Origin of the sequence: Streptomyces sp. NBC_00637, from assembly GCF_045161545.1 — a bacterium.
In the GTDB taxonomy this organism is placed as follows: domain Bacteria; phylum Actinomycetota; class Actinomycetes; order Streptomycetales; family Streptomycetaceae; genus Streptomyces.
In genome coordinates, this window is the sequence record NZ_CP109048.1 from 1 (window position 1) to 25,024 (window position 25,024).

At 69.7% G+C, this 25,024-nt stretch carries 21 protein-coding genes and 1 pseudogene; 12 read left to right on the forward strand and 10 right to left on the reverse strand.

The window, feature by feature from the left end:
* Positions 1 to 886 precede the first annotated feature (886 nt).
* The 3 genes from OG440_RS40605 (at position 887) to OG440_RS40615 (ending at position 3,941) form a co-directional block, all read left to right on the forward strand.
* Positions 887 to 1,402 carry a hypothetical protein gene (locus tag OG440_RS40605; protein WP_406011650.1) on the forward strand — a complete coding sequence of 172 codons (516 nt, stop codon included), beginning with the start codon at positions 887 to 889 and terminating at the stop codon, positions 1,400 to 1,402.
* 398 nt (positions 1,403 to 1,800) lie between these two features.
* Entirely contained in the window at positions 1,801 to 3,006 is a 1,206-nt protein-coding gene (locus OG440_RS40610) for a serine hydrolase domain-containing protein (RefSeq protein WP_331739194.1), read from the forward strand.
* Positions 3,007 to 3,815: 809 nt separating this feature from the next.
* Positions 3,816 to 3,941, forward strand: a complete 126-nt coding sequence (locus OG440_RS40615) for a hypothetical protein (RefSeq protein WP_406011651.1) — start codon at positions 3,816 to 3,818, stop codon at positions 3,939 to 3,941.
* Positions 3,942 to 4,044: 103 nt separating this feature from the next.
* On the opposite strand, the gene OG440_RS40620 is transcribed toward OG440_RS40615, so the two are convergent.
* Positions 4,045 to 5,403 (reverse strand): hypothetical protein, encoded by a 1,359-nt coding sequence (locus OG440_RS40620; RefSeq protein WP_331739198.1) that lies wholly within the window; start codon positions 5,401 to 5,403, stop codon positions 4,045 to 4,047.
* A gap of 405 nt (positions 5,404 to 5,808) precedes the next feature.
* Between OG440_RS40620 and OG440_RS40625 the strand changes: the two genes are divergently transcribed.
* Positions 5,809 to 6,816: a competence protein CoiA family protein gene (locus OG440_RS40625; protein ID WP_331739200.1), complete on the forward strand. Its 1,008-nt coding sequence runs from the start codon at positions 5,809 to 5,811 to the stop codon at positions 6,814 to 6,816.
* Between the two features lie 488 nt (positions 6,817 to 7,304).
* Here the strand turns inward: OG440_RS40625 and OG440_RS40630 are convergent, their stop codons facing one another.
* Positions 7,305 to 7,952 (reverse strand): hypothetical protein, encoded by a 648-nt coding sequence (locus tag OG440_RS40630; protein ID WP_331739203.1) that lies wholly within the window; start codon positions 7,950 to 7,952, stop codon positions 7,305 to 7,307.
* Positions 7,953 to 8,107: 155 nt separating this feature from the next.
* On the opposite strand from OG440_RS40630, the gene OG440_RS40635 reads away from it, so the two are divergent.
* From OG440_RS40635 to OG440_RS40650, 4 genes are all read left to right on the forward strand, one after another.
* Positions 8,108 to 8,767, forward strand: coding sequence for a hypothetical protein (locus tag OG440_RS40635; protein WP_331739205.1), 660 nt, complete (start codon positions 8,108 to 8,110; stop codon positions 8,765 to 8,767).
* 16 nt (positions 8,768 to 8,783) lie between these two features.
* A complete protein-coding gene (locus OG440_RS40640; RefSeq protein WP_331739208.1) occupies positions 8,784 to 9,218 on the forward strand; it encodes a hypothetical protein in 435 nt (144 codons plus the stop codon).
* A 201-nt stretch (positions 9,219 to 9,419) separates the two neighbouring features.
* Positions 9,420 to 9,656, forward strand: coding sequence for a hypothetical protein (locus OG440_RS40645; protein WP_331739209.1), 237 nt, complete (start codon positions 9,420 to 9,422; stop codon positions 9,654 to 9,656).
* Positions 9,657 to 10,210: 554 nt separating this feature from the next.
* Positions 10,211 to 11,053 (forward strand): hypothetical protein, encoded by an 843-nt coding sequence (locus OG440_RS40650; RefSeq protein ID WP_331739211.1) that lies wholly within the window; start codon positions 10,211 to 10,213, stop codon positions 11,051 to 11,053.
* A gap of 365 nt (positions 11,054 to 11,418) precedes the next feature.
* Here OG440_RS40650 and OG440_RS40655 read toward each other — a convergent pair.
* The 3 genes and pseudogenes from OG440_RS40655 to OG440_RS40665 all read right to left on the reverse strand — a co-directional run.
* Positions 11,419 to 12,045, reverse strand: a pseudogene (locus tag OG440_RS40655) (PhzF family phenazine biosynthesis isomerase); the annotation flags it as partial.
* Between the two features lie 254 nt (positions 12,046 to 12,299).
* On the reverse strand, positions 12,300 to 13,478 hold the full coding sequence (locus OG440_RS40660) for a N(5)-(carboxyethyl)ornithine synthase (RefSeq protein ID WP_331739213.1): 1,179 nt from the start codon (positions 13,476 to 13,478) through the stop codon (positions 12,300 to 12,302).
* 352 nt (positions 13,479 to 13,830) lie between these two features.
* On the reverse strand, positions 13,831 to 16,377 hold the full coding sequence (locus tag OG440_RS40665) for a hypothetical protein (protein ID WP_331739215.1): 2,547 nt from the start codon (positions 16,375 to 16,377) through the stop codon (positions 13,831 to 13,833).
* A 229-nt stretch (positions 16,378 to 16,606) separates the two neighbouring features.
* Here OG440_RS40665 and OG440_RS40670 point away from each other — a divergent pair, with 229 nt between their 5' ends.
* The 3 genes from OG440_RS40670 (at position 16,607) to OG440_RS40680 (ending at position 19,855) form a co-directional block, all read left to right on the forward strand.
* Positions 16,607 to 17,176: a phosphatase PAP2 family protein gene (locus OG440_RS40670; RefSeq protein WP_331739216.1), complete on the forward strand. Its 570-nt coding sequence runs from the start codon at positions 16,607 to 16,609 to the stop codon at positions 17,174 to 17,176.
* Positions 17,177 to 17,472: 296 nt separating this feature from the next.
* Entirely contained in the window at positions 17,473 to 19,098 is a 1,626-nt protein-coding gene (locus OG440_RS40675) for a sulfite oxidase (RefSeq protein ID WP_406011666.1), read from the forward strand.
* Positions 19,099 to 19,198: 100 nt separating this feature from the next.
* Complete coding sequence (locus OG440_RS40680) at positions 19,199 to 19,855, forward strand: fasciclin domain-containing protein (protein WP_331739220.1); 657 nt, start codon at positions 19,199 to 19,201, stop codon at positions 19,853 to 19,855.
* Between the two features lie 64 nt (positions 19,856 to 19,919).
* Here the strand turns inward: OG440_RS40680 and OG440_RS40685 are convergent, their stop codons facing one another.
* The 5 genes from OG440_RS40685 to OG440_RS40705 all read right to left on the reverse strand — a co-directional run bounded on the left by OG440_RS40685 (position 19,920) and on the right by OG440_RS40705 (position 23,811).
* Positions 19,920 to 20,903 (reverse strand): CU044_5270 family protein, encoded by a 984-nt coding sequence (locus OG440_RS40685; protein WP_331739222.1) that lies wholly within the window; start codon positions 20,901 to 20,903, stop codon positions 19,920 to 19,922.
* Positions 20,896 to 21,513 carry an RNA polymerase sigma factor gene (locus OG440_RS40690; protein ID WP_331739225.1) on the reverse strand — a complete coding sequence of 206 codons (618 nt, stop codon included), beginning with the start codon at positions 21,511 to 21,513 and terminating at the stop codon, positions 20,896 to 20,898. Before OG440_RS40690 ends, OG440_RS40685 begins: the two co-directional genes overlap by 8 nt.
* Positions 21,514 to 21,887: 374 nt before the next feature.
* Positions 21,888 to 22,316 (reverse strand): hypothetical protein, encoded by a 429-nt coding sequence (locus OG440_RS40695; protein WP_331739227.1) that lies wholly within the window; start codon positions 22,314 to 22,316, stop codon positions 21,888 to 21,890.
* Between the two features lie 189 nt (positions 22,317 to 22,505).
* Positions 22,506 to 23,345, reverse strand: coding sequence for an endonuclease/exonuclease/phosphatase family protein (locus tag OG440_RS40700; protein WP_331739454.1), 840 nt, complete (start codon positions 23,343 to 23,345; stop codon positions 22,506 to 22,508).
* Between the two features lie 88 nt (positions 23,346 to 23,433).
* Positions 23,434 to 23,811 (reverse strand): MerR family transcriptional regulator, encoded by a 378-nt coding sequence (locus tag OG440_RS40705; protein ID WP_331739228.1) that lies wholly within the window; start codon positions 23,809 to 23,811, stop codon positions 23,434 to 23,436.
* A 119-nt stretch (positions 23,812 to 23,930) separates the two neighbouring features.
* Here OG440_RS40705 and OG440_RS40710 point away from each other — a divergent pair, with 119 nt between their 5' ends.
* Positions 23,931 to 25,004 (forward strand): alkene reductase, encoded by a 1,074-nt coding sequence (locus tag OG440_RS40710; RefSeq protein WP_331739229.1) that lies wholly within the window; start codon positions 23,931 to 23,933, stop codon positions 25,002 to 25,004.
* The last annotated feature ends 20 nt before the right edge of the window (positions 25,005 to 25,024 follow it).

Below are 25,024 nucleotides of genomic sequence, written 5' to 3' on the forward strand. Positions count from 1 at the left end.
CCGGCAAGCCGGGGCATAGAGCAGGAATTGCGCAAGCGCAATTCGAATTCCCGCGTAAACGCGGGAATGAATTCCGTAAACGGAATTCTAGAGTGGGCCCTCTTCGCGCAAGCGCGAAGAGCGAGATTCCCGCAAGCGGGAATCCGGGGCGTCCGCTGCGCTCCCGCCCCAACCGGCTTCGCCGGGCTGGCTGGTGGGAGCGGCGGGCGTCTCCTTCTCTGCTCCACTTCGGTTGAGCGGTTGGCTGGTCTCAACCTGTGAGGCTGGGACCAGCCAACTTGATGAACCACCGTCACATCAGTTCCGTGGATCGTCCCGTGTGCGCCTTGCAGCCCGGTTGGCGGCCAGTAGTGAGCCGAACAGCAGGGTCAGGCCGGCCGTAACCGCGATGCGCACCGCGCTGTCGCCGTCAACTACCCGCCACACCAGCAAAGTGATGCTCCAGCAGAGCAGGGGCCAGAAGATCCACGGTGTCCACCGGTTGCCTGGCTTGGCCCATGGTGGCAGCGTGCGCGGATCGGAGTGTTGCCTCATAGGTCTCTCCCTCCTGTTCATCGACTGCCCTCGACTGCCGTTCTGCAACATCCGTGCTGGGTAACGGAGTTGGGTGCTTCCTGGGAGTGGAGGATGGATTCGCTCGTCGTCCACCGTGGGTCCCGAGCGATCTGAGAGTTCCGGGGGTGGCGTTCCGCTGCATCATCCTGGGGTTGCAGAGGTCGGCAAAGAGAATGCATCACGCTGATGGACTGTGTAGGATTTGGAGTGGGACACCACACCCCCGACCCGCATCATCACGCAGAGAGTTCCTTCATTATCAACGCGTCGCATTCTCCGGAAAAGGCCTCGGTAAATGACTGTGAAGCTACGTGACCACCAAATCGGGGCCGTGAGTTGCATCGTGCGCGCGGCCTCGATATCCCGCCGGGCGGTGTTCCTGTCGATGGGCTGCGCGGGCAGGTGCACGCGGCGTGTGGCACGGGGAAGAGCTCTGGCTGTTCGGACCCCTGCTGAACGCCTGATCGCTGAACAGCTTGCGCCCTCCCTCGCGAAACTCGACACGGCCACCAACCAACTCGCCTTGCAGGCCGCTGCTAGGGCCGCGCTGATCAACATGCCCGCCCAGCGCCTCGCCCGGAGGGTGGTTGTCGATCAGCTGAAGCTGATCGACAACCCAGTGCAACGCCTCGCCCGGCAAGTGACGGATTCCATGCCCAAGCTGGACATCGCCGCCGACCTGCACCAGTCAAGCGGCCGTGACGAAGCCGTTGATGAACTTGAGCAGCCGGATGCCCCGGAAGCCCGTGCAGAAGGGACAAGCGACGCGCCCTCTGACGACCACGAAGGCGAGTGCCCACAGCGTCGTTGGACGGTGCGTTCCAAGCCGAGCCGCAAGGATGTCTGATTGCCTGGGGCAGCGGCGTAGCCGACCGGCAGGGACCGCGCGCGAGGGCCCCTGCCGGAGTGTCGGCGTGGCCCTCGCGTTGTGTCAGGCACCGGCCGCTTCGCACGGGCCGTCAGTGCGTCGCAGGATGCCGTCTGATACGCGCGCCATGCGCGCAGTTCACAGATCACCTAGGCATCGACTGGGCGTGACACGTCACGTCGCTCGTCGTTCAGATCCCGTCTTTGCACCTCCGTCGCCCCCCGGCTGGTGGGGGGGTAACCCCACTTTCAAGCAGGTGGTTGGCGGTATCCCGGTCCGGACCTTGATCGAAAATACTGGGTCCAGATCAGGTCGTCCCCCACCAGTGACGGGATTTCTTCTTGTACGAGCACGGATATGCAGCCAACGGGTCACGTATGTCCACGAGGGGTGGCCGCAGCCGGGGGGAGAACAGGCTGCGGGTCGCTGTCGTCGGGGCGGTCGCCACGGTCGTGATGAGCGCCGGTCTCGCCCTGCCGGCGTCGGCTGTCGGCAGGGCGGACGCTTCCGCGACACGAGGCGGGCACGCGGCCACCCGGGCGGCCCTGGAGTCGGTCGTCCAGGACGGGGCGCCCGGGGGCATCGTGCTCGTCGAGCAAGGGCGCGACATCTGGGCGGGAGTTGCGGGCACTGCAGATCTGGCAACCGGACGCAAGCCGCAGGCCGATGACCGCTTCCGGGCCGGTTCGATCACCAAGACGTTCGTGGCCACGTCGATGCTCCAGTTGGAGGAGGAGGGGAAGCTGAGCCTGGACGACACGGTGGACCACTGGCTGCCGGGCCTGGTGCAGGGCAACGGGCACGACGGCGGCGAGATCACGCTACGGCAGATCCTCAACCACACCAGCGGCATCTACAGCTACACCGATGACAAGGAATTCAAACGCAAGGAGTTCGGCACCGACTTCTTCAAGTACCGCTACGCCACCTGGACGCCCTCCCAGATCGTCCGACTCGCCATGACACACCGGCCGGCCTTTGCCCCCGGCGACGACTGGAGCTATTCCGACACCAACTACGTCATCGCCTCCATGGTGATCCAGAAGGCTACCGGCCACTCCTACGCCTACGAGATCGAGCAGCGCATCCTGCGCCCCCTGCACCTGGATTCCACCAGTCTGCCGGGCGCCCGCGCCCGCGTCCCCGGACCCAGCGGACGCGCCTACTCGAAGCTGACCGGGGAGCTTGCCGGGCCGGGAGAGCCGAACAGCGCGATCTACGACGTCACCGAACTCAACCCCTCATTCGCGGGCGCCGCAGGAGAGATGATCTCCAGCAATCAAGACCTCAACCGATTCTACCGGGCCCTGTTCTCCGGTCGGCTCCTGGAGGAGCCTCAGCTGAAGGAGATGATGACGACCGTCTCGATCAAGAACATGCCCACCTTCTCCTACGGCCTGGGACTGATGAGGATGACGTTGTCGTGCGGTACCGAGATATGGGGGCACAACGGCGGCATTCAGGGCTCCATCTCGCAGACCATGGCGACGGCAGACGGAGATCACGTGCTGTCGCTGAACTTCAACGGCGACTGGAACATCCACGAACAGCGACTCGTCAACGCCGAATTCTGCGGTGTCTGAACTTGACTCGGGGATCTTAGGGGCGGAGGGCCGTCGCTGTCCGGCCCCGGCAACGACGGCTGCGGGGGCACGGGGGCATTCATGGGGTGCCCTCGTCGGCCCGGGCGGCAGCGAGCCGTGCAACGACGTCGCGCACGGCCTGCTCCACTCGCGCCTGGTCGCCCTCTCGTGGCAGCGGCGCTGTAGCGGGCTGCGGAGGCGTGGGCGCCGCGCTGAACGTGCGCGTGGGCACGAGCGCCGCGAGCATGCCCTCGGCGAAGGCCCGCCCCGGCCTACTGGGGCCGGCACCCCCGCTACTGGCACCTGCACCTACAGGAGTCTGCCTGCGGACCGCCGTGACCCCCACCCTCACCAGCGACGTCCAGACCAGGAACAGCACCCCGGGCCACCACCCGGCCAGCAGCGAGACGGCCCACGCGGCAAACAGCAGCGCGAGGGCCGTCCAGCGGCTGGGCCACGCTGTGGGGGCCCGTTGACCCTCTCTCGCTGGGTGCGGACCGTGGCAGAATGCCGACATGGTTCTGATCCGAAAGGGCGATGCCGCGTAGGCGTCCGAAGGTCGTCCGCGCCGAGCGGTGGCGGCCACCCAAGCACCTGCCGGTCCGTCGGATCTCGGGCGTATCAGCTCGAACTCGGGCAGTGGTGCGCCGTCCCGCTCGAAACGCGGGAGCGCTGGCACCCGGGATACTCGCGAGCGCGACCCAACCAGCCGCCACCCCTGCGTCGGGTGGAAGCGCACCGCCCGTCGGGCGCGCCTGGCCGGCGCCCGCACGCGTGCCAACGCCTCGAAAGTGGTGATGATGTCCGGCGTGGAGTTCGTCAAGGGCTTCGCCCGCAAGAGCGATGCCCTCACCGCACTCGTCGTGTGCGTCGTCGTCATCGCTTACGGGGGAGTCGGCCCCGCCGACGCCGTACGCCACGTACTCGGCATGTAACCACCTGCTGCCCGGAGCTGATCAGCTCCGGGCAGCAGGGGCCTCCTGCGCGTCCCCATCCGACAGTGACGTCGTCGCCGCGCTCCGAATAGGCCCCTCCTGGTCAGCGGGAGACGGGTGGGAGGGCGCGCTCGAGGAAGTCGAGCCGGACCTGGCGGGGCAGGGTGCTGTCGAGGCCGAGGGCGGTGCGGATGGAGTCGGTGCTGACCTCGCGGGGGATCTCCAGGCGGCGTTCGGCGTCGCCGACGATCTCGCCGATGAGATGGTGGGCTGTGCGGGGGTGGTGGCGGATGAGCCAGTCGAGCATCTTCGTCACCGGCGTCGTGATGCCGTAGAAGGTCGCCGGCCCGCCGATGGAGCTGTCGAGTTCCTTGCCGTAGGCGAGTTCGTCGAGGACGGCGTGCAAAACGGTCGCGGCCAGGTCGTGGGCGTCGATGATGCTGTCGGTGTCGGCGGCCACATTCAGGGCGAGTTCGTCGGCGATCTCCTGGACGGCACTCGCGGTGCGGAAACGCAGTGCCCAGCGCTTGCGCCAGTCGGGCCGCTCCCACAGGGTGCCGAAGAACCGGCGTGCCAGGTTCTGGCGCAGCTCGGCCAGGCCGATGGACAGCTCGCCGTCACCGGAGTCGAGCTTGGCGGCCGCACTCTCCGGGGAACGGTCTCGCTCCTGTGCCCAGTCCTGGGCCACGGGGCGCGACCAGAGGCTGCGGCCGCTGACCGCGGCTTGGGGCGGGGGCACTTCGCGCTGATCGCGGGCGATGTAGGCGCGCAAGGTGGAGGCCGCGATGCCGCCGATCTTCGCCATCTCCGGCACGCCGATGAGCTGGTCGGCGGCGAGTTCGGGTGCGGACAGTCGCACCACGCACTGTGCCAGCGGCCGTGCGTCTGCGGGCCGGCGCGCGGCCCACAGGGCCAGGTGGTCGTTCCACGGGTCGGGGGGCGGAGCGTCGAGGTCGAAGTTGGCGACCTTGAGCAGACGGCCGCCGTCGGGGTGGGCGTTGTCGTCGATCAGGTCGGCCGCGGTGATGGTGGTGGCTGCCTTGACCGGCCGGCGCTCGAAGCGTTCGCTGGGGGCGTCCCAGACCTGGTCGGGCCGGTACCAGGTGGTGCCGTCCCACCAGTAGCCGCCCTGGCGGAACAACAGTTGCGGCCCCCACCAGCTGCTGTGCCACGGCGAGGCGTCCTGGTCCCGGACCAGGAGAACGGTACGGCCGTGCTGGGGGTGCCTACGGACGACCCAGGCCAGGTCCTGTCGGATCGGATCGGTCGTGAAGGCGAGCCATGAACCCTTCGTGTCGCCAACCTTGTCCCAGCGGCCCCAGGTTCCTCCTTCTTCGTGGCGTCCGATGGCCTCGATCGCGGCGGGGTCGCCGACCGGGATGTGGTCGTCGTCGACGAAGGGCAGGCCGGGGACCGGGTGGTCGGTGTGCAGGCCGTTAGCGACCGGCTGAAGACGATGCATGAGTGCTGTACTCCTCGCGACTTAAGTGCTGTAAATACTTACAGCACATTCGATCCCCATCGCACAGCACTCTGAAACCCGCTTGCCAACGCGCAAGTTGGCGACAGGTCAGGCAACGACACTCACCACGGCAGTCGTGCTTGCTCGCGACGGAGGTCACAAGGGGCCTGTCGTAGCGCTGCTCACGCTGAAGTGACGCGCCGATGACGGCAAGAGGGCGAAGTGCTCCGAAGGTGGGGAGGTCCGCACGGCGATGCCTGGCAGGCGCTGGGCCGGACGTGCCCGTCTTACGCAGAGGGCATCCGCGCGAAAGGGGGTTCTGCTGTGGGGACTTGAGGGGTTGGCTGTCAGTGCCCGTTGCGATGCTCAGTACAGGTGACTTGGGTGCCTTGGGAGGGGTGTGCGGTGCAGGACGACCTGCTGGTGGTCGGATTCGACCTCGAGACGCAGACCGAGGTTCACATCGGCAAGCGCCCCCTGGAGCATTGGCGCACGCTCGGCTACGGACGGAGCGAGACCGTGGTCTGCTTCTACTGCTGGCACGGCATCGACGCTCCGCCGGCCGCACGAGTGCCGCTACTGGCTCGCGGCCGGATCGGTGGCCTGGTCCGGCCGCACTTCGCGCATCCGGCCAATATGGCCCCGCCCGGCGGCCACAGCCATGAGACGGTCTGGCACATCAACGCCAAGCACCGCCTGGCCCGCTGGGCCAGCAGCCTGCCCAACGTCACCCGGGTGCGGCTGGAGCAGTGGACCGAGCAGCGCAACCGCCGGGCGGACGTCCACGTCGACCTCGCCGACGGCGCCCGTCTCGCCCTGGAGGCTCAGCGCGAGCTGATCACTGACGAGCTGCGGGAGGCCCGCCACCGTGACTACGCCGCCGCGGGCATACGGGACGTGTGGTTCATTCGCCCCGACACCCGCATTCCGCACGTCCTGTTCGCCGAGAACATCCCGGCCTGGACACTCCTGCATCGCGACGCAGCAGCCGAGGCCCGGCTCGGAGAGCCCCATGCACGCGGGCCCCAATGGTGGACGAAGGACCTGCGCCTGTTCGGACCGCAGCACCCACCCTGTGCCGGCGATCCGGTCGTCCCTGAACGCTTCCCCCTCGCCGACCTCGGCCTGGACGTAGGCGGCGTGACACTCCCGCCCGCGATGACCGAGCGCCTGGCCGTCCAGGCCGCCCGCATACAACAGGACGCCGACCAGGCCCGGACCCAACACGAACAAGCCCAGCGCCGGCGACACGAGGCCAGCACCCGCCAGGGCCCACGCCCCTGGACACCCGCTCCACTGCCACCGGTACGGCCAATTCCCCGCCCCGCCGGAGAAGGCCCCCCGGTCTGCGAGGTGCGCCACCACCCACTCGCCGAACCCCTGGTCCGCTTCGGACGGCACATCCTGTGCTGAAAGGCGGCAGCCCGCCTCAACACGCTCGCCGCTGCTCTCCCGGAGCCGCTCAGTCAAGGCATGTGCGCTACCGCCATCCTTTGATCTCCCCCTCAGCGAACAACTCGATCACCGTCTTCGAGGAGCGGGACTGAGAAGGCAGCCGCTTGCCTGACATGGCCTCGTCGAGGCCACCCCTGGTCAGCTTGAGGCGTACGGATGTCTCGGCAAGGAGGCGCACAACGGGCGCGAAAGGAGGTAGTGCCCTTGAGTCCCGGACGGGATAAGCCGTGATTCTGGCTGCCATTGCGACACGGTTCAATCGCTGACGCCCCTGAAGAGGTAAACCGTGGTCCCCTCGAATGCACCCTTGTGGTGAAGGCCAAACAACGGGGCGATCTCTCCCCAAGTTGACATGGTGGCCCCAAGCCGTCACGTCCTCACCAACTTGGCCTCGGGGCCATGGACGGCCGTTCTACGGATGCCAGACCGACAACACGGCATGTCCTTCAGACAGGTTTGGGGGCTGCGCACAACCTGGCTGCTGTTTCCATCCCTCTGCGAACGCCGGCCCGCCAGATAGTTCCCGTAGTTGTGACCTTGGCAGCGAGACGGCCATAGATCTGGAAAGCGTCGTCCAAACCTGCGGGGGAACTGCGTCGCTTGGGCAGGATGAGCCGCTGTCGATCATGCCAGTCGTGCAGTTCCCGGATCGCTGGCGCTGACGTGTGCCAGCACGCTGCACGCGCCTGGTTCTCCAGGGAGGCCGGCAGACGGAAGGACAAGGTTTCCGGATAACCGCCTTGCTTCGCGCCCGGCCAGCGCCCTGCGTTGCGGGCTTTGGCTGGGTAAGGCGGCCAGGGGCGATCCCAGCCCCGCTCCTTCAACTCCTGCCGCACACCGAAGGCGGCCAAGGCATCCAGAGTGTCCAGCAGTTCGCCCTCGTTCCGCATGACCGCAAGCCTCTGGCGCCAGGCCGCGCGTACGTCAGCGGCGAAACGGCGGCTGAGCCGCTGGGTGCTCCATTGGCGATCGGCCGACAGAAGTGCCCGACGTTTCCGTTCCCGCTTCAACAGTTCACGCAATTCGCCCCGTGTTCCGTAAGCCACATGGACCGTGATTGGAACGGTCCCTTCGTTTTTCATGGCGCTGATCATGCACTACATAACTTGCAAGTTTTGGGGCGTCAAACAAGCCGATTAATCGATGAACTCTCGAGTTGCAGACGTAACTTGACCTGTGCAACCTGGTGTTCAATCGGGAAATCCGACCAGGTGCTCCTGATGCCGGAACACGCGAAAGGAAGAAGAAGATGACCGACGCCCCGTCAGTGATCTCATCCTCGTTCGAGCTGCACAATTCTGAGGCGGCCTCACCTCAATGGCGCCGTCTCGCCGGAATAGATTCCCGCCTCGAGGCCGTCATGAGCGCCCTGCCGAGCCGGATGCGTCTGGCCCAGGACGCTCCGCTGCCCGAAGGGGAAACCGTCGGGTTCGCCTCCACCACCGTCCTGGACGGACCCCTCCCCGTACCGGCCGGCGTGTCCAAGGGAGTAGAGGTCACCAGGCTGACCCACAGCTTTTTCGCCAGAACCTTCCAAGGTTCGAACGGGCAGCAGCTGGCGGCCTGCGGAACCGTCCTGGAGGCCCCGGGAACGGACTTCAAGGTGACGGACGCATTCGTCCTCGAAGCCCACGGCAACGACCTCCTCAACGCAACGGAGCTTGTGGCCACCTCGGCAAACGTGCTCGAGGAGCGGGACGGCTGGTGGGACGCCCTGACGGGCTGCCTCGGCCGCGACTGCGGCGGCGTCTGCCTGAGCGCCGCGCTCAGCTGCCCGAAAGTGAACTGGGCCGCATTCCTTCTCTGTCTCGCCGGCCGGTGCGGCGTGTGCGTGGTCAAGTGCGCCGCCTGCGCCACCTGTGACTGCACCTGGTGGTGCAAGTGGGCGGCCGGGTGCTGTGACCAGTGACCGAAAGGGAAAGATCATGAACCCAGCACGCTGGATGGAAGTGCCCCTCCAACCAGCCTCCGGGAAAAACGAACCGCCCACCGTGAAGTACGGAATCGGGAACTCGGTGGTGGTGTACGGAATCGATTCTGCGTATGTGGGATGCGCAGATGAAGTCACCGTCACCGAACTGCTGCGGAATCCCGACGTGCGCCTTCTCAGCGCGGACGACCTGCGGCGAATCGTTCCTTTCCCGGGCCTGCCGCTGACCTGGGAAAGCCTCGAAGCTCAAATCCCTGGCCAAAGCAGCAAGCCTCATCTCCGGACCGGAGTGATCGGCCTGGGCGACCTCATCTCATCGATCACCCGGCGAGCCCGAATCCCTGAATGCGGTTCGTGCACCCGACGCCGTAAAGGGCTGAACCGCATCACCGTCTGGGGATGGTGGCGAGCCCGCCCGGCCGAAGCCTGAGGCAGCCCTAGCCCCACTCTGAGTGGGGCGCAGCGAGCTGTGCCCCACTCCCTCATCGCCATATCCGGTGCGCAGGAAGGCAACGGATATGGCTACCGGCAGACGGACGGCACTGATCCGGCGCCGCCTTCGCCGGCGAAAGCGAATCGAGCACCTTGCAAGCGGTGTTCATCGGACAACTGTCAGCCCAGGAGGTCCAGCATGACCAGTCAACACGACAACAACATCCCCGCAGACCGCGTCCTCTCCGCCGAGGAAGGCATCGAGTTGAAGAAGGAGACGTCAGGGGTCACCGCAGGCAAGACATGGCGTTGGATGGGCAACTATGGCAGCCCTCAAGACGCCGCCACCGTTGCGAATGCGGCGCCCCCGTGTCTGGCCGGAGAGGTAATGCTCTCATTCAACGGCAACCTGGTGCCGGCCTGGATGTTCTACTAGGCCCGTCCATGGTCCGACGCAGGCTCGCGCCGTCGCCATCCGCACCGCGCCAGGCGCAGCGCAGGGCAGCGGTGCGGGCGTCACCACCCCTGTGGGCAACGAGCACCCCCGCGTCGGCGGGGGCAGCTCGTCCGTGAACGGCATGAGCTTCCGATTCGAAGTGTCGTCCCCGCGCCCGCGGGGGTAGCTCTCCGATGATGTGTCGGTCGGTCATGAGGACGCCGTCGTCCCCGCACCGCGGGGGTAGCTCCTTGACGTGTTCGGCTAGGAGTGAAGCTTGGTGGTGAACCCGCCGCGCGAGCGGCCCAGGTCCTCACCTCCCGCACCACCTCCACCAGGCGGGGGTGGAGGCTCTGCCACGCGGCTCGACCTCGTGGCGGGATGTCCATCGGAAGGCCGGCGGGGGATGAAGGTCGTGCCGGGGCGGCCAGGCAGACGCCGAACGGGACGCCCGCGCGGGTCCGGTCTCGGCACCATGCCGCAGGCCGCGACGGCGGTTCGCCGGGACGGCGTTTCGCCCGTCCTCGGCCCTGCCCGGGTTCTAGGCTCGACCCGTGGGGCAACCTGAGCAGCGCGCCAAGGGCGCGGGACCGTTCACCACCCGGCTCTCCTGGCACCTTCCCGACGGCGGCACCGCCGTATGGGAGTCGCGGCTCGCGCGGCGGCGCGGGGTGCTGGCCGTTCGTCCTCATGGTGCGGCGGCCGCTCGTCACATTCGTGCGGACGCCGTTTCGATCACCCGGCTGCGCCGGCTCAACACCATCGCCGCGCTCGCCTTCGTCATCGGCGGAGCCCTCTTCGCAGCCGGCGCGGCCGAGGCCCAATTCGGCTCCGGCGACGCCACCGAGTCCGCCTCGATCTACTTCGCGGGCGGTCTGTTCTTCACCACCGGCGGGTACGCCTCGCTGCTCCAGGTGATCAACGCGCCCCGCCACATCCCCGGCGGTGAAGGACGGCTGATCACCCACCGCTGGCGATGGTGGAGCTACGAGCCGACGCGAGTGGACTGGCTGAGCACCTTCGTCCTCTTCGCGGGCACACTCGTCTTCGCCGTCGACCTGCTGGACTCCTTTCTGGAGGGCCTGACCGTCCAGCAGGTCAACCGGCTGATCTGGGCACCCGACGTGATCGGCTGCGTCCTCTTCCTGCTCTCCGGTCACCTGGCCTTCATCGAGATCGGCCACGGACGGCTCTGGGTCCGGCCGCACAATCTCGGTGGATGGATCGTCACCGTCAACCAGGTCGGGTCCGTTTCGTTCATGGTCGCGGCGCTCGCCGCCTACACCCGTCCCGCCACCGGCAGCCTCGTCAACGCGGACATCGCCAACTGGGGCACCCTCACCGGCGCCCTGTGTTTCTCCGTCGCAGGCATTCTGCAACTCGGCGAACACTCATAGGGCTCGTGGGCGAGATGACCGGTGGACGACAGCAGGTGTCGTCGTCGCATCAAGGTGTCCGTCGTCGCCCGGCTCCAAGGCTGCCCCCGGTCGGTACCGCCGGCAGTCGCGGACGTAGTCCCGGCTGCCGCCGAAGGCGGGACGGCAGGGAAGGCCGACGCGCGGAGGGATCCGCACCAGATGGCCGACTCGCCCTCCAGGCAGTGGTGTTCGGACTCACGCGGACGCGCGCGACGGAGCAGCCGCGGAGGGGAAGATGACCGCACTGCGGCACGGCGGGAGGGCCGCACTGCGCGGCATGGAAGCGGGACGGTTGCGACCACCCGGACGGCGACCTCACCTCCGCTGCCGTCATGACAGGCGTTTCAGCCGATCCGAGTTCCCGCGCCGCCGACATGGACGCGCCGGTCACCCGCGCGCAGCGTGACCCTGAGTTCTCCAGGACGGCCCAGGTCCTCACCCTGGTGCAGGGTGAGGACGGCGGTCTCGGGGACTAGGCCGAGTTCACGGGCGTACGCCCCGAACGCGGCGGCCGCGGCGCCGGTCGCCGGGTCTTCCACGACGCCTCCGACGGGGAACGGGTCGCGGACGTGGAAGACGGTGGCCGACTCCCGCCACACCAACTGGACCGTGGTCAGGTCCAAGCGATGCATCAGGGCTAGGGCTTCGAGGCGCGCGAAGTCGTAGGCGAGATCCGTCAGGCGCGTGCGCGTCGCCGCCGCGAGAACGAGATGGCGGGCGCCGGCGAACGCGATACGGGGCGGGAAGGCCGGGTCGAGATCGACGGCCGGCCAGTCGAGGGCGGCGAGCGCTCCCGCGAGGTCGGCGTCGACGATCGCCTCGGTGTGCGGCTCGACGCTGGTGAGCGTGGCCCTGACCGTTCCGGCCTCCTCGGTCACCTCCACCGGTACGGTGCCGGCGCGGGTCGCGAACACCAGCGGCCCGGGACCGATTCGCTCGGCGAGCGCGACGGCGGTGGCGACCGTGGCGTGCTGTGTGATCGCCGGGGAGGGTGATCCCACCCCGGGCTTCGCCCGCCGACCCGTGTGCCGGTCACGCAGGCAGGTGACGGAGCATGATCCGGGATGGGCGGGGTAGACGGATGCGGTTGGCCGGGGAAGGGCCGTGACCTGGGGAGGTCACACGCGTCCTTCCCCGGCCCCTGGCGTTCGAGGGACGCCGTGGGGGTGCTGCGGCGCCTCTGCCGGCCGGATTCAGCCGAGCGCTGTGGGGAGATGCCCCGCTGCTACGGCCGGGACGCCGCCCGCGTCTCCTCGTGGGCGTGCGGGTACTCGGCCGTGCGGTGCTGGAAGGCGAGCACCTTGGGGTTTTGGACGACGCCGCGACGGATCTCGATGGCGCGCCGGATCGTGTCGTCGGTGTCCCACCCGTCGGGGCCCCGGAGCACGACGTCCAGATACGGCAGGAGCGCCTCGCTGTTCTCCCAGGTCGCGGAGTTCCACAGGTAGGAGGGACTGTGGTCCACCCCGTAGTACCTGACCTGGTCGCCAACGGTGAACATCGGGTCGGTGAAGGTGGTGGGTCGGGCCCAGTCGAAGCCCATGCCCTCGTCGCACGAGACGTCGATGACCAGGGTGCCGGGGGCCAGCCTGGGCAGGTCCTCGTCTATCAGGAACATCAGCGGCGCGTCGGTGTCCTGCAGCACGCAGTTGACGATGATGTCGTGCCCGGCGAGGAACTCGGCCAGCGGCAGCGGTCCGTCCTCGGTGAGGGCGACGCTGCGTCGCGGGTCGGGGGTGTCGTCGGCTTTGTCGTGGTCGAAGTGGACGATCCTCGCGGAGTGGATGGGGGAGCTGACGGCGGTGACGCCACGCGCGGTGAGCACGTCGACGTCGTGCACGCCCAGGGCGCTGAGCGCGGTCACCGCGCCGCGGGCGGTCGCGCCGAAGCCGATGACCGCGGCACGCTGCCGCCGACCGTAGTCGCCTGTCACGCCGGTCAGCTGCATGGCGTGCAGAACCGAGCAGTACCCGGCCAGCTCGTTGTTCTTGTGGAAGACGTGCAGGTTGAAGGCGCCGCTGCGGGTCCAGTGGTTCATCGCTTCGAAGGCGATCAAAGTCAGCCGCCGGTCGATGGCGGCCTGGGTGAGCCTCTCGTCCTGGACACAGTGCGGCCAGCCCCACAACACCTGGCCCTCGCGCAGTTCTGCCAGGTCTTCGTGGAGTGGTTTGGCCAGCAGGATGACATCGCAGTCGGCGATGAGTTCCTCGCGGGTGCGGAAGCCCGCGACGAGCGGGGCGAGCCGGCTGTCCGGGATGCCGAAATGCTCCGCGTAGTTTTCCTGGAGGTAGATGCGCTTGCGGAGACCGGAGTCGATGCGGTCGAAATGAGCGGGGTGAACGGGCAGACGATGCTCGTTTTCCTTGCGGGTCTGCGACATGATTCCGAGCGTGAGCTGCTGCAAAATGCCCCTTTGGTTGCTCCCTGTCTAGCACACCGGGGCAAGCCGGCCGGCAGTCGCGACGGGCAGGGCCGGGGGCGGGCGCACTGGCAGGAGCCGGGTCCGGGCGGACATGCACGTGGCCGGGCCGGTTCACCGGTCGCCGCCCCGCGCGGATGGCCGGCGGGCCCGCGGCCGACCGGTCCGGCCGCCGGTCGTGGTGCCGCTGCTGCCACCAGGGGGCCCGCACCCTCACCACCGGCGCCCGGACCGGGCCCGTGACCTGGCCCGGCAGGGCCGGTGCGGCGTACGTCAGGCCGCGCACGGCGGGCGCAGCCTGACGTCTTCCGGGCGTCCTCCTGTCAGGTCACGCGTTTCAGGTGCGCACCACGAAGTAGAGCCAGCCGCCCCACGTGCTCACGTTGCCGAGGTCCTTGGTGGAGCGCTCGTACTCGGAGCGGACGCGGAACTTCTGGTTGAGCGGGTTGGTGAGGGTGAGCTGTGCCTTCGCGCTGCTCGTCGACGACAAGGCGTAGCAGCCCGACGTGGTGAGCGTGTGCCAGGCGGCGCTGTAGTACCGCTGGACCTGGAAGCGCTCGCACTGGCCGGCTTTGGTGGGCGTGACGGTCGCGGTCACCGTGGGCTTCACCGACTTGTGGAAGACGCGGTAGGTGATCCCGCTGTACGTGGTGCTCGTGTAATAGCCGCCGAGCGCCGTCGCGATCTTCACGTAGCCGTTGACGGCGCGGGTGGCCGTCGCGGGGGCGTAGCGGTAGTCGCCCGCGAAGGACGCGGTGAAGGTGGTGTTGCGGGTGACCTTGTAGGTGGCCCTCAGGTTGCCGTAGGCGTCCACGGTGCCCGTCGTGACCAGGGTCTTCGCCACGCCGTACGGCGTGGCGTAGAGGGACACCGTGCGGCCGTTGTACGTGGTGCCCAGGTGCGCGGTGACGGTGGCCGTGGCGCCGTACGCGTACGAGGGCGCGCTGCTGGTGACGGCCAGGGCGGTCGCCGCGCGGGACACCTGGACGGTGGCGACCGCGGTGGCCGCCTGGTGGGAGGCGTCGCCCGGGTAGGTGACCGTGTAGGTGTTGGCGCCGCCGACGTCGGGGGTGTCCTTCGCCGTGATGGTGCCGTCGGTGGCGACCGGCGTGGTCCAGGTCACCGGGGTGCTGTGGGCGGCGTCCTTGCGGGAGACGGTGACAGTCCGGCCGGCCGCGTACGGGCCGTCACCGAGCTTGCCGCCGAAGGACAGGGCCGCCCCTCGGACGGCGGTCGCCGGGGCGTTCAGCGTCAGGGCCGGAGCGTACGCGGCGACCATGATGCTCGTGCCGCTCTCGGACGGCTGGTGGGTGGCGTCCCCGGCGTACGTGAGGACGTACGTGAACAAGCCGGCGGCGCCCGGGGCGTCGACGACGGTGAACCCGAGGGTGGCGGGGTCCACGGGTACGGATCCCAGTGGCACGGTCTGCTGGGTGCTCTCGTCGCGCCGGGCCACCTGGACGGTGGTGCCCTGCGGGAAGGTGCCCAGGCCCAGCTGGGCCGTGAGGCGGCCGGTGAAGACGACCGAGCCGGGGTTCGCCGAGGTGATGTCGGTGCCCACGACATCGGTCGGCAGCTTCGCCACGTTCACGACCAGTGAGGCCGTCGTGGGGCGGTGGGTGGCGTCGCCGGCGTACGCCACCTGGTAGGTGTAGGCGCCCTCGTCCTGCCGGAGGTCGGTGAACGTGAACGTGCCGTCCGCGCCGAGTGTCGTGTCGGGCAGGGCGGTGCCGTCGCGGGTGACCTTCAGCGCGGCGCCGGCCGGCAGGAGGCCGCGGGTGCTCAGCGAGCCACTGACCGTGTACCGCTCGGTCGGCACCGCGTACTGCGGGTGCCGCAGCGCCAGTTCGCTGTCCGTCAGCTTCGGGGCGCCCAGCACGTTCAGGCTGTAGCCACCAGCGGAGTCCTTGGTGACGGCGTAGAGGGTCGTGCCGTCGGCGCCCCACTCCAGGCCGTCCGGGGCGACCGTGCCGGACGGCAGGGTGAGGTGGTTCTCGGCGAGGTTGTTCGTGCCGGCGTAGAGGTAGACGCCGGAGGTGCCGGCGACGGCGACCGTGCCGTCGGTGTCGACGGCCACCGAGCCGGGCGCGGAACCGGAGCCGCCGGTGAAGTACGCGGCGGGGTCCGCGGCCGCGAGGTCCGTGCTGCGGTACGCCCGCAGGGCGAGCTGCTGCGGGGCGGCCAGCAGCAGCCGCGTGCCGTCGCCGGTGACGGCGAGCCCGGTCGCCGTGCCGCCGTAGACCAGGGTGTCCGCCTTGACCGACGCCGTGCCCGAGGCGACGCCGAAGGTCGCCACGTGACTGAGGTTGCCCTGCGGTTCCTCGGCCGCGAGCACGTCGCCGCCCGTGGCGAGCAGCGGTGCGGTCGTCCACTGCGACAGGGCAGGCTGCGGGATCGCCGTCGGCGCGGGCGCGGACGGGTCGACGGAGCCGATGCCGCCCTTGCCGCCGGCCGTGTAGCCGTACCAGACGCGGCCGCCCGCCACCGCCACGGAGAGCGGGGAGCTGCCCGCGCCGGTGGACCAGCGGGCGGTCTCGGTGAGCGTCGCGGTGTCGATCGCGGCGATCGCGCCGCCGTCCGCGAGCGCCGCGTACAGCGTGCCGCCGTCGGGCGACAGCGCCAGACCGGTGGCGCCCTGCTCCCCGGCGACGGTGGTGATCGGGGTGCCGGACAGATCGGTCACCACGATGCCGGTCGAGCCGGCGCCCTGGCTGACGAAGACGCGCTGGTGGGCGCGGTCGACCACCAGGTGGGCGTAACCGGACAGCGGCAGCGCGGCCGCGTCGTCGGCGTACACCGCGGAGCCGGCCAGTCCGACGGTGGCGGTGGTCAGGCCGGCCACGAGCGAGAGGGCTGCGGCCAGAGAGACCTGTTTGAGGCGCATGAGGCTCCTGTGAGAAAAAAGGATCAAGCAGCGGGACGATAACCCGCTCACCCGACACGCCCGGCGGCAGGGTCTCCCTACGGTCGAGCAGGGCGCGGCGGCACGACCTCGGAGGCCCCTGACGGCCTCGCCCGCCACGGGATGAAGGGTGACCCTCGCCCGGCGGGTGACGGGCTGATCCTGACCATCGGGCTGCTTACCGAGCAGCGCTTGGGGATATCCGCAGTTCATGAGGTTGCTGACGGGCTTGTACGAGGCTGATCGGGTTCTGACGCGGCGGGCGGCTTCCCGCATCCCGCCGGGCGTGGGCAAGGTGCTGTCGGCGGTGGAGGAGTCCGCCGAGAGCTCGAAGCTGTGGTGCGGGGCCGCCGCCGCGTTGGCCTGGTGTGGCGGGCGGCGGGGCCGCAGGGCGGCGGCAGCCGGGCTGGGGGCCCTGGTGGTGGCGCAGCTGGTGTCGAACGGCTTGTGCAAACAGCTCGCCGACCGCCCCAGGCCGCCCAAGGAGTGGATCCCGCACGACGAGGTCGACGACCGCCCGGACTCTTCCTCCTTTCCCTCCGGACACACCGCGGCCGCCGTCGCCTTCACCGCCGCCGTCACCCCCGTCTGGCCCGTCGCCGGCGCGTTGTGCGCGGTGCCGGCCGGCCTGATCGCCCTCGAACGGGTGCAGTCGGGCGCCCACTACCCCAGCGACGTCGCCGCCGGCGCCGCCATCGGCCTCGCCGGCGCCTGGCTCACCCGCCATGCCCCGGCTCTGTTCCTCCGCCACCGGCCGTCGCGCTCGATGTTCCCGAACTGACCATCGTGGCCGGGCACATCCCGAACTGACCATCGTGGCCGCGCACATCGGCTCCTCATGGACGGAAGAGTTGATCACCGCCCGCGCACACGAGAAACGTCTCCATCGACACCTCGGGCCTCTCCGCTCGGGCCCCCCGTTCGGGCCCTTCCGCGTGTCGTCCGGCTCCTGCATTCCGCGCCGGCGGCGGCACAGAGGCGAAGAGGTAATCCGTGGCGCCGGGGGGCCCGGATTGGTCGGGAAACGAATTTCGAGCGATCGGGTGATCGACCAATCCGCGGCGCGTTCAGGGCCGGATTCCCCACGTGACGGACGACGGAAAGAAGCGGCGAATCCCGCGCGCTGGGATACGGCCCGTGCTCGGTGCGTTCAGCGGTGCTCTCGCGGGTTTCAGCGCGCTGGCAGTCGCGGAATTCGTGTCGGCGTGGGTGCGTCCCCAGGCCGGGCCGGTGGTCGCGGTCGGCGGCGCGGCGATCGACCGCACGCCCGCGACCGTCAAGGACTGGGCGATCCGGAATTTCGGCACGGACGACAAACTCGTCCTGCAGCTCGGGATCCTTGCCGTACTGGCACTGTTCGCCCTCACCCTGGGCGTTCTCGCCCTGCACCACCGGCCGGGCGCGGCTGCCGGAGTGCTCCTCTTCGGTGTCGTGGGCGCGGCAGCGGCGCTCGGCCGACCGGATTCCGCCGGGCTCGGCGACGCGCTCCCCTCCGCCGTCGGGGCGTTCGCCGGCGCCGCCCTGCTGTTCCTCCTCGCCGGCCGGCTCGAGGTGCGCGAGAGGACACCGGCCCGCCCGGACGCCGGGCAGGAGAACGTGCCCGGGCGGCAGGAGTGGGACCGGCGGGGGTTCGTCCTCGCGGCGGGCGCTGCGGCCGCCGCATCCGCGGGGGCAGGAGTGCTCGGCCGGGTCCTGAACGGGGCGAGCGGCAGCGACGCGGTGACCTCACGCCGGAACCTGCGCCTGCCCGCTCCGGCATCGCCGGCTGCGGAGGTGCCCGCGGGCGCGCAGCTGCGGATCCCCGGGGTGAGCTCCTTCATGACGTCCGGCAAGGGCTTTTACCGGGTCGACACCGCCCTGGTCGTGCCGAAGGTGGATGCGAGCGCGTGGCGCCTGCGCGTTCACGGGCAAGGCGTCGCACGCCCGGTGACGTTGTCCTTCGATGACCTGCTGAGGCGCGAGCTGATCGAGCGGGACATCACGCTGACGTGTGTGTCGAACGAGGTCGGCGGCCCTTATGTGGGCAACGCCCGCTGGATCGGCGTGCGCCTTGCCGACCTGCTGGCCGAGTGCGGGATTCGGCCCCCCTCCAGAGGAGGGCCCGCCGATCAGCTCGTGGCCCGCTCCGTGGACGGCATGACCATCGGCAGCCCGCTCGAGGACGTCATGGACGGCCGGGACGCACTGCTCGCCGTCGGCATGAACGGCGAACCGCTGCCCTTCGACCACGGCTTCCCGGTGCGCATGGTGGTGCCCGGTCTGTATGGCTACGTCTCCGCGTGCAAGTGGATCGAGGACATCGAGCTCACCACCTTCGACGCCTACGACCCCTACTGGGTCAGACGCAAGTGGGCCCGCGAGGCGCCCATCAAGACCCAGTCCCGCATCGACACCCCCAAGCCCTTCGCGCGCCCCGCGTCCGGCACGGTCATGGTCGCCGGTGTCGCCTGGGCCCAGCACCGCGGCATCGACAAGGTCGAAGTCCGTGTCGACGACGGCCCCTGGCAAGAAGCCCGGCTCGCCGCGGAGGACTCCCGCGACACCTGGCGCCAGTGGTCCTTTCCCTGGCAGGCCACCAAGGGCGGTCACACCCTCACGGTGCGCGCCACCGACCGCACCGGCACCGTGCAGACCGAAAAACGGGCCCGGACCCTACCCGACGGCGCCAGCGGCCGGCACTCCGTCGTGCTCACCGTCGACTGACCCGCCACCCCAGGCCACCCCTCTCACCACGTCCACCCGCTCCCACCACTCCCCCACCGGAACGCAGCCCGCGCTGCGGTAACCCCCTAGGAGAAACACCATGAACACCCGTATCCGTCGCGTCGCCATGACCGTGGCCGCCGCCGCCGTTCTCCCGCTGGCACTGAGCGCCTGCTCCGACAACGGCGGCGACTCCGCCGGCTCGGACACCTCGTCCAAGGCGTCGGCCCCCGCGACGGCCTCCGACGACATGGACGGCACCACCGCGGCAGCCGCGGCGGACAAGCCGTTCGGACCGGCCTGTTCGGCGGTGCCCGCGAGCGGCGCCGGCTCCTTCGACGGGATGGCCCAGGACCCGGTCGCCACCGCGGCCTCCAACAACCCCGCCCTGTCCACCCTGGTGACCGCGGTGAAGAAGGCCGGTCTCGTCGACACCCTCAACAACGCCCGGAACATCACCGTGTTCGCCCCCACCAACGACGCCTTCGCGAAGATCCCCAAGGCCACCCTGGACAAGGTCCTGGCCGACAAGGCCCAGCTGACGAAGATCCTCACCTACCACGTCGTCGGCCGGAAGCTCACGCCCGAGGACCTGGAGAAGGGCTCCTTCGACACCCTGGAGAAGTCCGAGCTCACCACCTCCGGTTCCGGCGAGTCCTATACCGTCAACGACTCCGCGAAGGTGGTCTGCGGCAACGTCAAGACCGCCAACGCCAACGTGTACATCATCGACACCGTCCTGATGCCCACCAGCTGACGAGGCGGTCCCACCGAGGCGTCCCCGGCCACCGACAGTGCCGCGCGCGAACGCGACAGCGGGGCTAGGGGCGCTGCTTCATCCGGTCGACGATCGCCCACTCCACCACGTGTGACAGTTGGATGTACGTCTTGTCGCCGGACGCCGAAGTCCGTTCGTCGCGAAAGCCCAGGAATTCATGGGATCGCGGGTCGAAGATGAGGTACTTGCCCTCCGCGAACGGGCTCTCGGGGTAGGAGATCCCCACCCCGGTGCGCCCGGCGGAGTCCTTCACTCCCGGAACCGCCTCGACACCGGGCACCAGGGCCAGCGCCTTGTACGCGGCGGGACGCAGCCCCTGGGGCAGCACCGGCCATTTCAGGAGCTCACCGAGCATGAAGTAGGCGTTGAACCATTCGTCCGCGGTGAAATCGCTGATCGACCCGCTGGTCGGCCCGCCGTGGGCGATGTACGGAACGAGTTTCTCCGGGTCGGTGGGCAGCTTCTTCAGCTTGCTCCACTCCCGAGGCGGCCAGACGCTCTCGCCCTCCTTCAAGGGCTCCTCCCAGATCACCCGGCCGAGTTCCATGGTCAGGGAGCGCTTGGAGCCGTCCACCGAGTCCCAGTTCACGTCCTCGTAGGTCTTGACCGCGCCGGTCTCGCGTTCCGTCTCCTTGATGATCCGCTTCGAGTAGATGAACTGGTCGTCGCGCGGCGCCACGGGCTTCTCGTCCGCGCCCGTCCGCGCTGCCGCCCCGTTCAGCACGGTCACGGCGCTGACGTTGCCCATCCTCGGGGTGGCCGTGCCCGATACGCGGTCGGCACGGCCGGGGCGATCACCCGTGTCGGCGCCGCCCTCGGTGATCAGTACCGCCGTTCCCGTAGCCGCCACGGCGACCACAGCGGCCGTCGCGAGGCGGAGCGCGTGGCGGCGGCTGGGGGCCGCGCCGGGGTGCTGCGCGCGCGCGATCGCGTTGAGCAGTCGGTGGCGGGCCTTCGCTCGGGCCGGGTCGGTGAGCGGGGCGGCGTCCGTGTCCCAGTCCCGCAGGAGTTCGAGTTCGTCAGTCATGGCCGGGTACCTCTCGCAGTGTCGTGGGATCGGATCCGCCCAACGCTTCGCGTAGCTTGCCGCGAGCCCGGTGCAGCCGTGATCTGACGGTGCCGATGGGGACACCGAGGGCCTGGGCCACCTCCTCGTAGCCGAGACCACCCCACGCCACCAGCAGCAGCACGTCCCGGTGCCGTGCGGGCAGGGCCGCCAGTGCCGCCGCCAGCTCGCGCCGTACGGCCTGGGCCCCCACCCGGGCCGCGGCACGGTCGGCCAGCGGCTCCTCGTGATCGGCCGGGGCCGCGATGCGGGCCATGGCTCTGAAGCGGCGGCCCTCGGCCCGCCGGTGCCGGCCGACCAGGTTGGTCGCTATACCGAACAGCCAGGGCCGGGCACCGTCGCCCGTGGCCCGCGAGGGGTTGTACCGGTGCCGGTGCTGGAAGGCGGTGGTGAAGGTCTCCGCCATGAGGTCGTCGGCCGGCTCGCCGCCGAGCCTGCGGGCCAGATAGCGATGTACCTCGTCCGCGTAGCGGTCGAAGAGCACGGCGAACGCTTCGGGCTCGTCCCGGGACCGCGCGATCACCGAGGCATCGCTCTCCGCCCCCGTGCGGACGCCTGGCTCGACGGTCATCGGAGCTCCTGTCGTTCGAGGGAACATGCCTGGAAGGCCTGGGCTTTCATCCCTCCTTCGCCGCTCGCCGCCGGCGAGTTCCCTCGTGCCTCCCACTGCCGGACCGCGTATCGAAAGCGGGCCTCGATCGCGAGCTGTCCTCGGGGTGGGTGGTGTGCGTCGGCGGACTGCCGGCCACCCGGCCTGGCGGCGATGGGCATCGTCTGACGCCGTCACGGCGCTCGGCGGGGTTGCCGATTCGGGACTGTCCTGAGCCTCCCGTCGGATTCTTCCGGACCGGCCCGGGATCCTTCGCCGGAACCTCCGTCACCCGCGGCGGGCCGGCCGCCTCCCTCGACAGGCCGGCCGCGGAGAGCGAGTGTCCCGACGCCTGGTCAGGAAGAGGAAGCGGCGAAGGCCTCCTCGGGGGCGTCGTCGAGGACGAATCCGTTGTCGAGCCGGACGCGGACGGTGACGCGGAGCATCTGCCGCTGGTAGGCGACCCACTGCTCCTCCAAGGCCCCCACCTGCTCCTCCACGTGCTTTCTGCTCGCCGGAGGCATCTGGTGGCCGAAGTCGTCGAGGAGCGACGTGAGGCGCTGGTACTCGCGGACCTCGTGGCTCTCCCGGGGGTGATGCTCGTCCACGCGCTCGACGGTGCCCTCGATGCCTGCCGCCAGGGCCAGAGAGGCGGCGAAGGCGCCCGTCTCCTCCTGGTGCTCCCCGGCCGGGGTCACCGACCCGGCCAACCGCAGCTCCGCCGCCAGCCGCACCCGTTGGCCCACGTTCAGCGTCATCGATCCCTCGTCATCCTCGTCGGTCACCGGCGATCCGGTACACGGGGCGTGGCCAGGCGTACCGGAGAAGGCAGGATCATCCCACCCTCGGTGACTCCACCGGTCTCATCCCGCTCCCGGCTGCCGCGCCCGGCGCCGAGCCCGCCTTGCCCGGGAGGGATCTCGGGTCGCACCGTCCGGCATCCCGCCCGGGTCGTGTGCCGTCCGGCGTCCCGCTCAGGTCGTGTCGAGGTCGGCGCGGAACAGGTGGTGGTCCGAGTGCGAGGTCGGATACACGCGCTGCGCGAGGGGGGTGACACCTCGTAGGAAGATGTAGTCGAACTTGCTCTGCCAGTCGGTGGTCGGGCGGCAGTCGCCGGTGTGCCCGGCACGGCACTCGGGGTCCGCGTCGGTGGCCAGCGCCCACATCCTGGTGAGTTCGGCGGCGTCCGGCACGGCGTTGAAGTCGCCGAGCACGATCGCGCGCTCGTACGGGGCGACGGCCGCGGCGAGCACGCGGGTCTGATCCGCGCGGACCGTCTCCTGACGGCGTTCGGCGAGGTGCGTGTTGAAGACCCGGACGGGCCGGCCGCCCACCGTGGTGGTGACCGCCATGTATCCGCGGTCCTCGGACCCGCCGTCGGGATATTCCGGACTGACCACGTCCGTCATCGGGGCCGCCGAGAGGATCGCCTCTCCGTAGCCGCCCGGACTCCACGGCGCTCCCCCGCACCGTCCCCAACTCCGGAGAACCACGCCGTACTCGACGTGGTAGACCAGCCCGTGGAGCCGCTCCAGATAGTCCCGGATGCTCTCGACGTCACGTGTGCACGCTTCTTGCAGAGCGATGACCTGGGGCGCCTGAGCCGCGATGTCCGCCGCGCGGTCGGCGTTGTCCTCCTTGCAGGGATTGCAGATGTTCCACGTCATGACCCGGTTCGCCACGACGTCCTTGACGGCTTGGGCGGGCCGCGCCCCCGTGGTGGGGCCACCGCTCGGCGCTCTGGACCCCACGATCACGAGGCAGGCCACGATCAGGGCACCCGTGAGCACACGCTTGCCCTTACCGAGCACCATCGCCTCCTCGAAGTGGATGCCCGTGGCATCCGGCGTCCGCACCCACGCCGGCGCTCGGCCGGGACGGCCGCCGGCCCGCCCGCACGGCTCAGCCCGCCGCGGGTGAGTTGAGGCGCTCGCGGTAAGCGCGGTTCACGGCCATCAACTCGTCGAGGGCGTCGCGGGTGTGGACGAGGTCGGCGATGTGCTCGGAGAGCCGTTCACGCTCCTCGGCCATCCGGATCAGCGCGGCGTCGGCGTTCTCCTCGCTGGGCGAGTCGACGCACGGCAGCAGTTCGGCGATGGTCCGGCTGGACAGCCCGGCCGTGTACATCCGTTGGAGGAACGTGACCCGCTCGACATGGTCCCGCGTGTAGTGCCGCTGCCCGCTGGCACTGCGCACGCTGGCCAGCAAACCCTGTTCCTCGTAGTAGCGCAGGGACCGGACGCTGACCCCGGCCAGTGCCGCGAGCTCCCCGATACGCATACCGTCCCGCCTTCCCCGCTGTGATCCGGAGCACAACCCTTGCCTCTGACGTCAATGTCAGGTTTTAGCGTAGCCGACGTGCCCGGCCTCCGGGCGACGGATCACGAAGGAGACATGACGTGACGACCCTCTTCACCGGCTACCGGCTCGGCGATCTGGCGCTGCCCAACCGGGTGGTGATGGCCCCGATGAGTCGGGTCCGCGCCGCAGCGGGCGGTCTGGCGACGCCGTCGATGGCGCGTTACTACGCCCAGCGCGCCACCGCCGGACTGATCGTCAGCGAGGGCGTGCAGCCGAGCCTGATCGGCCAGTCCAACCCCGGCACCCCAGGGCTGCACACCGACGACCAGGTGGAGTCCTGGCGCCAGGTGACCGACGCGGTGCACGTCAACGGCGGGCGGATCTTCGCCCAGATCATGCACGGCGGACGGGTGTCGCATCCCGACACCACCGGCATGCGGCCCGTCGGGCCGTCCGCCGTCGCGGCCGTCGGCGAGGTGTTCACGCCCACCGGTCCGCAGCCCGTGCCGGTTCCCCGTGCCCTGGGCACCGCCGAGGTGCCCGAGCACGTCCGCTCCTACGCGCAGGCCGCGCGCCGTGCCGTCGACGCCGGTTTCGACGGGGTGGAACTGCACGGCGCCAACGGCTACCTGATCTCGCAGTTCCTGTCGGCCAACGCCAACCTGCGCACGGACCGTTACGGCGGTTCGGTGACCAACCGGATCCGGTTCGCCGTGGAGGCGGTCACCGCGACCGTCGAGGCCGTCGGCGCGGACCGGACCGGGATCCGGCTCTCTCCGGGCGGCCCCTTCTGGGGCATCGAGGAGACCGAGGTCGCCGAGCACTACACCGCGCTCCTCGGCGAGTTGGCCCGGCTCGACCTGGCCTACGTGCATCTCGAGGCCACGGCCGACGAGGAGACGCTGCTCGGGCTGCGCAAGGCCTGGCCGGGAACGCTGGTCATGAACCCGGTGCTGCCGCTGGGTCCCAAGCAGACCGGCCGAGGCGAAGCGGACCACTGGCTGGGCCTCGGCGCCGACCTCATCAGTTTCGGCCGCGCCTTCATCGCCAACCCCGACCTGGTGGAGCGACTGCGCACGGGCCTGCCCATCGCTCCGGCCGACGAGGCGACGTACTTCCAGGGCGGCGACAACGGCTACCTCACCTACTCGGCCTACCAGCACACGCAGTGACACCGGAGCGGCGGCGTCGG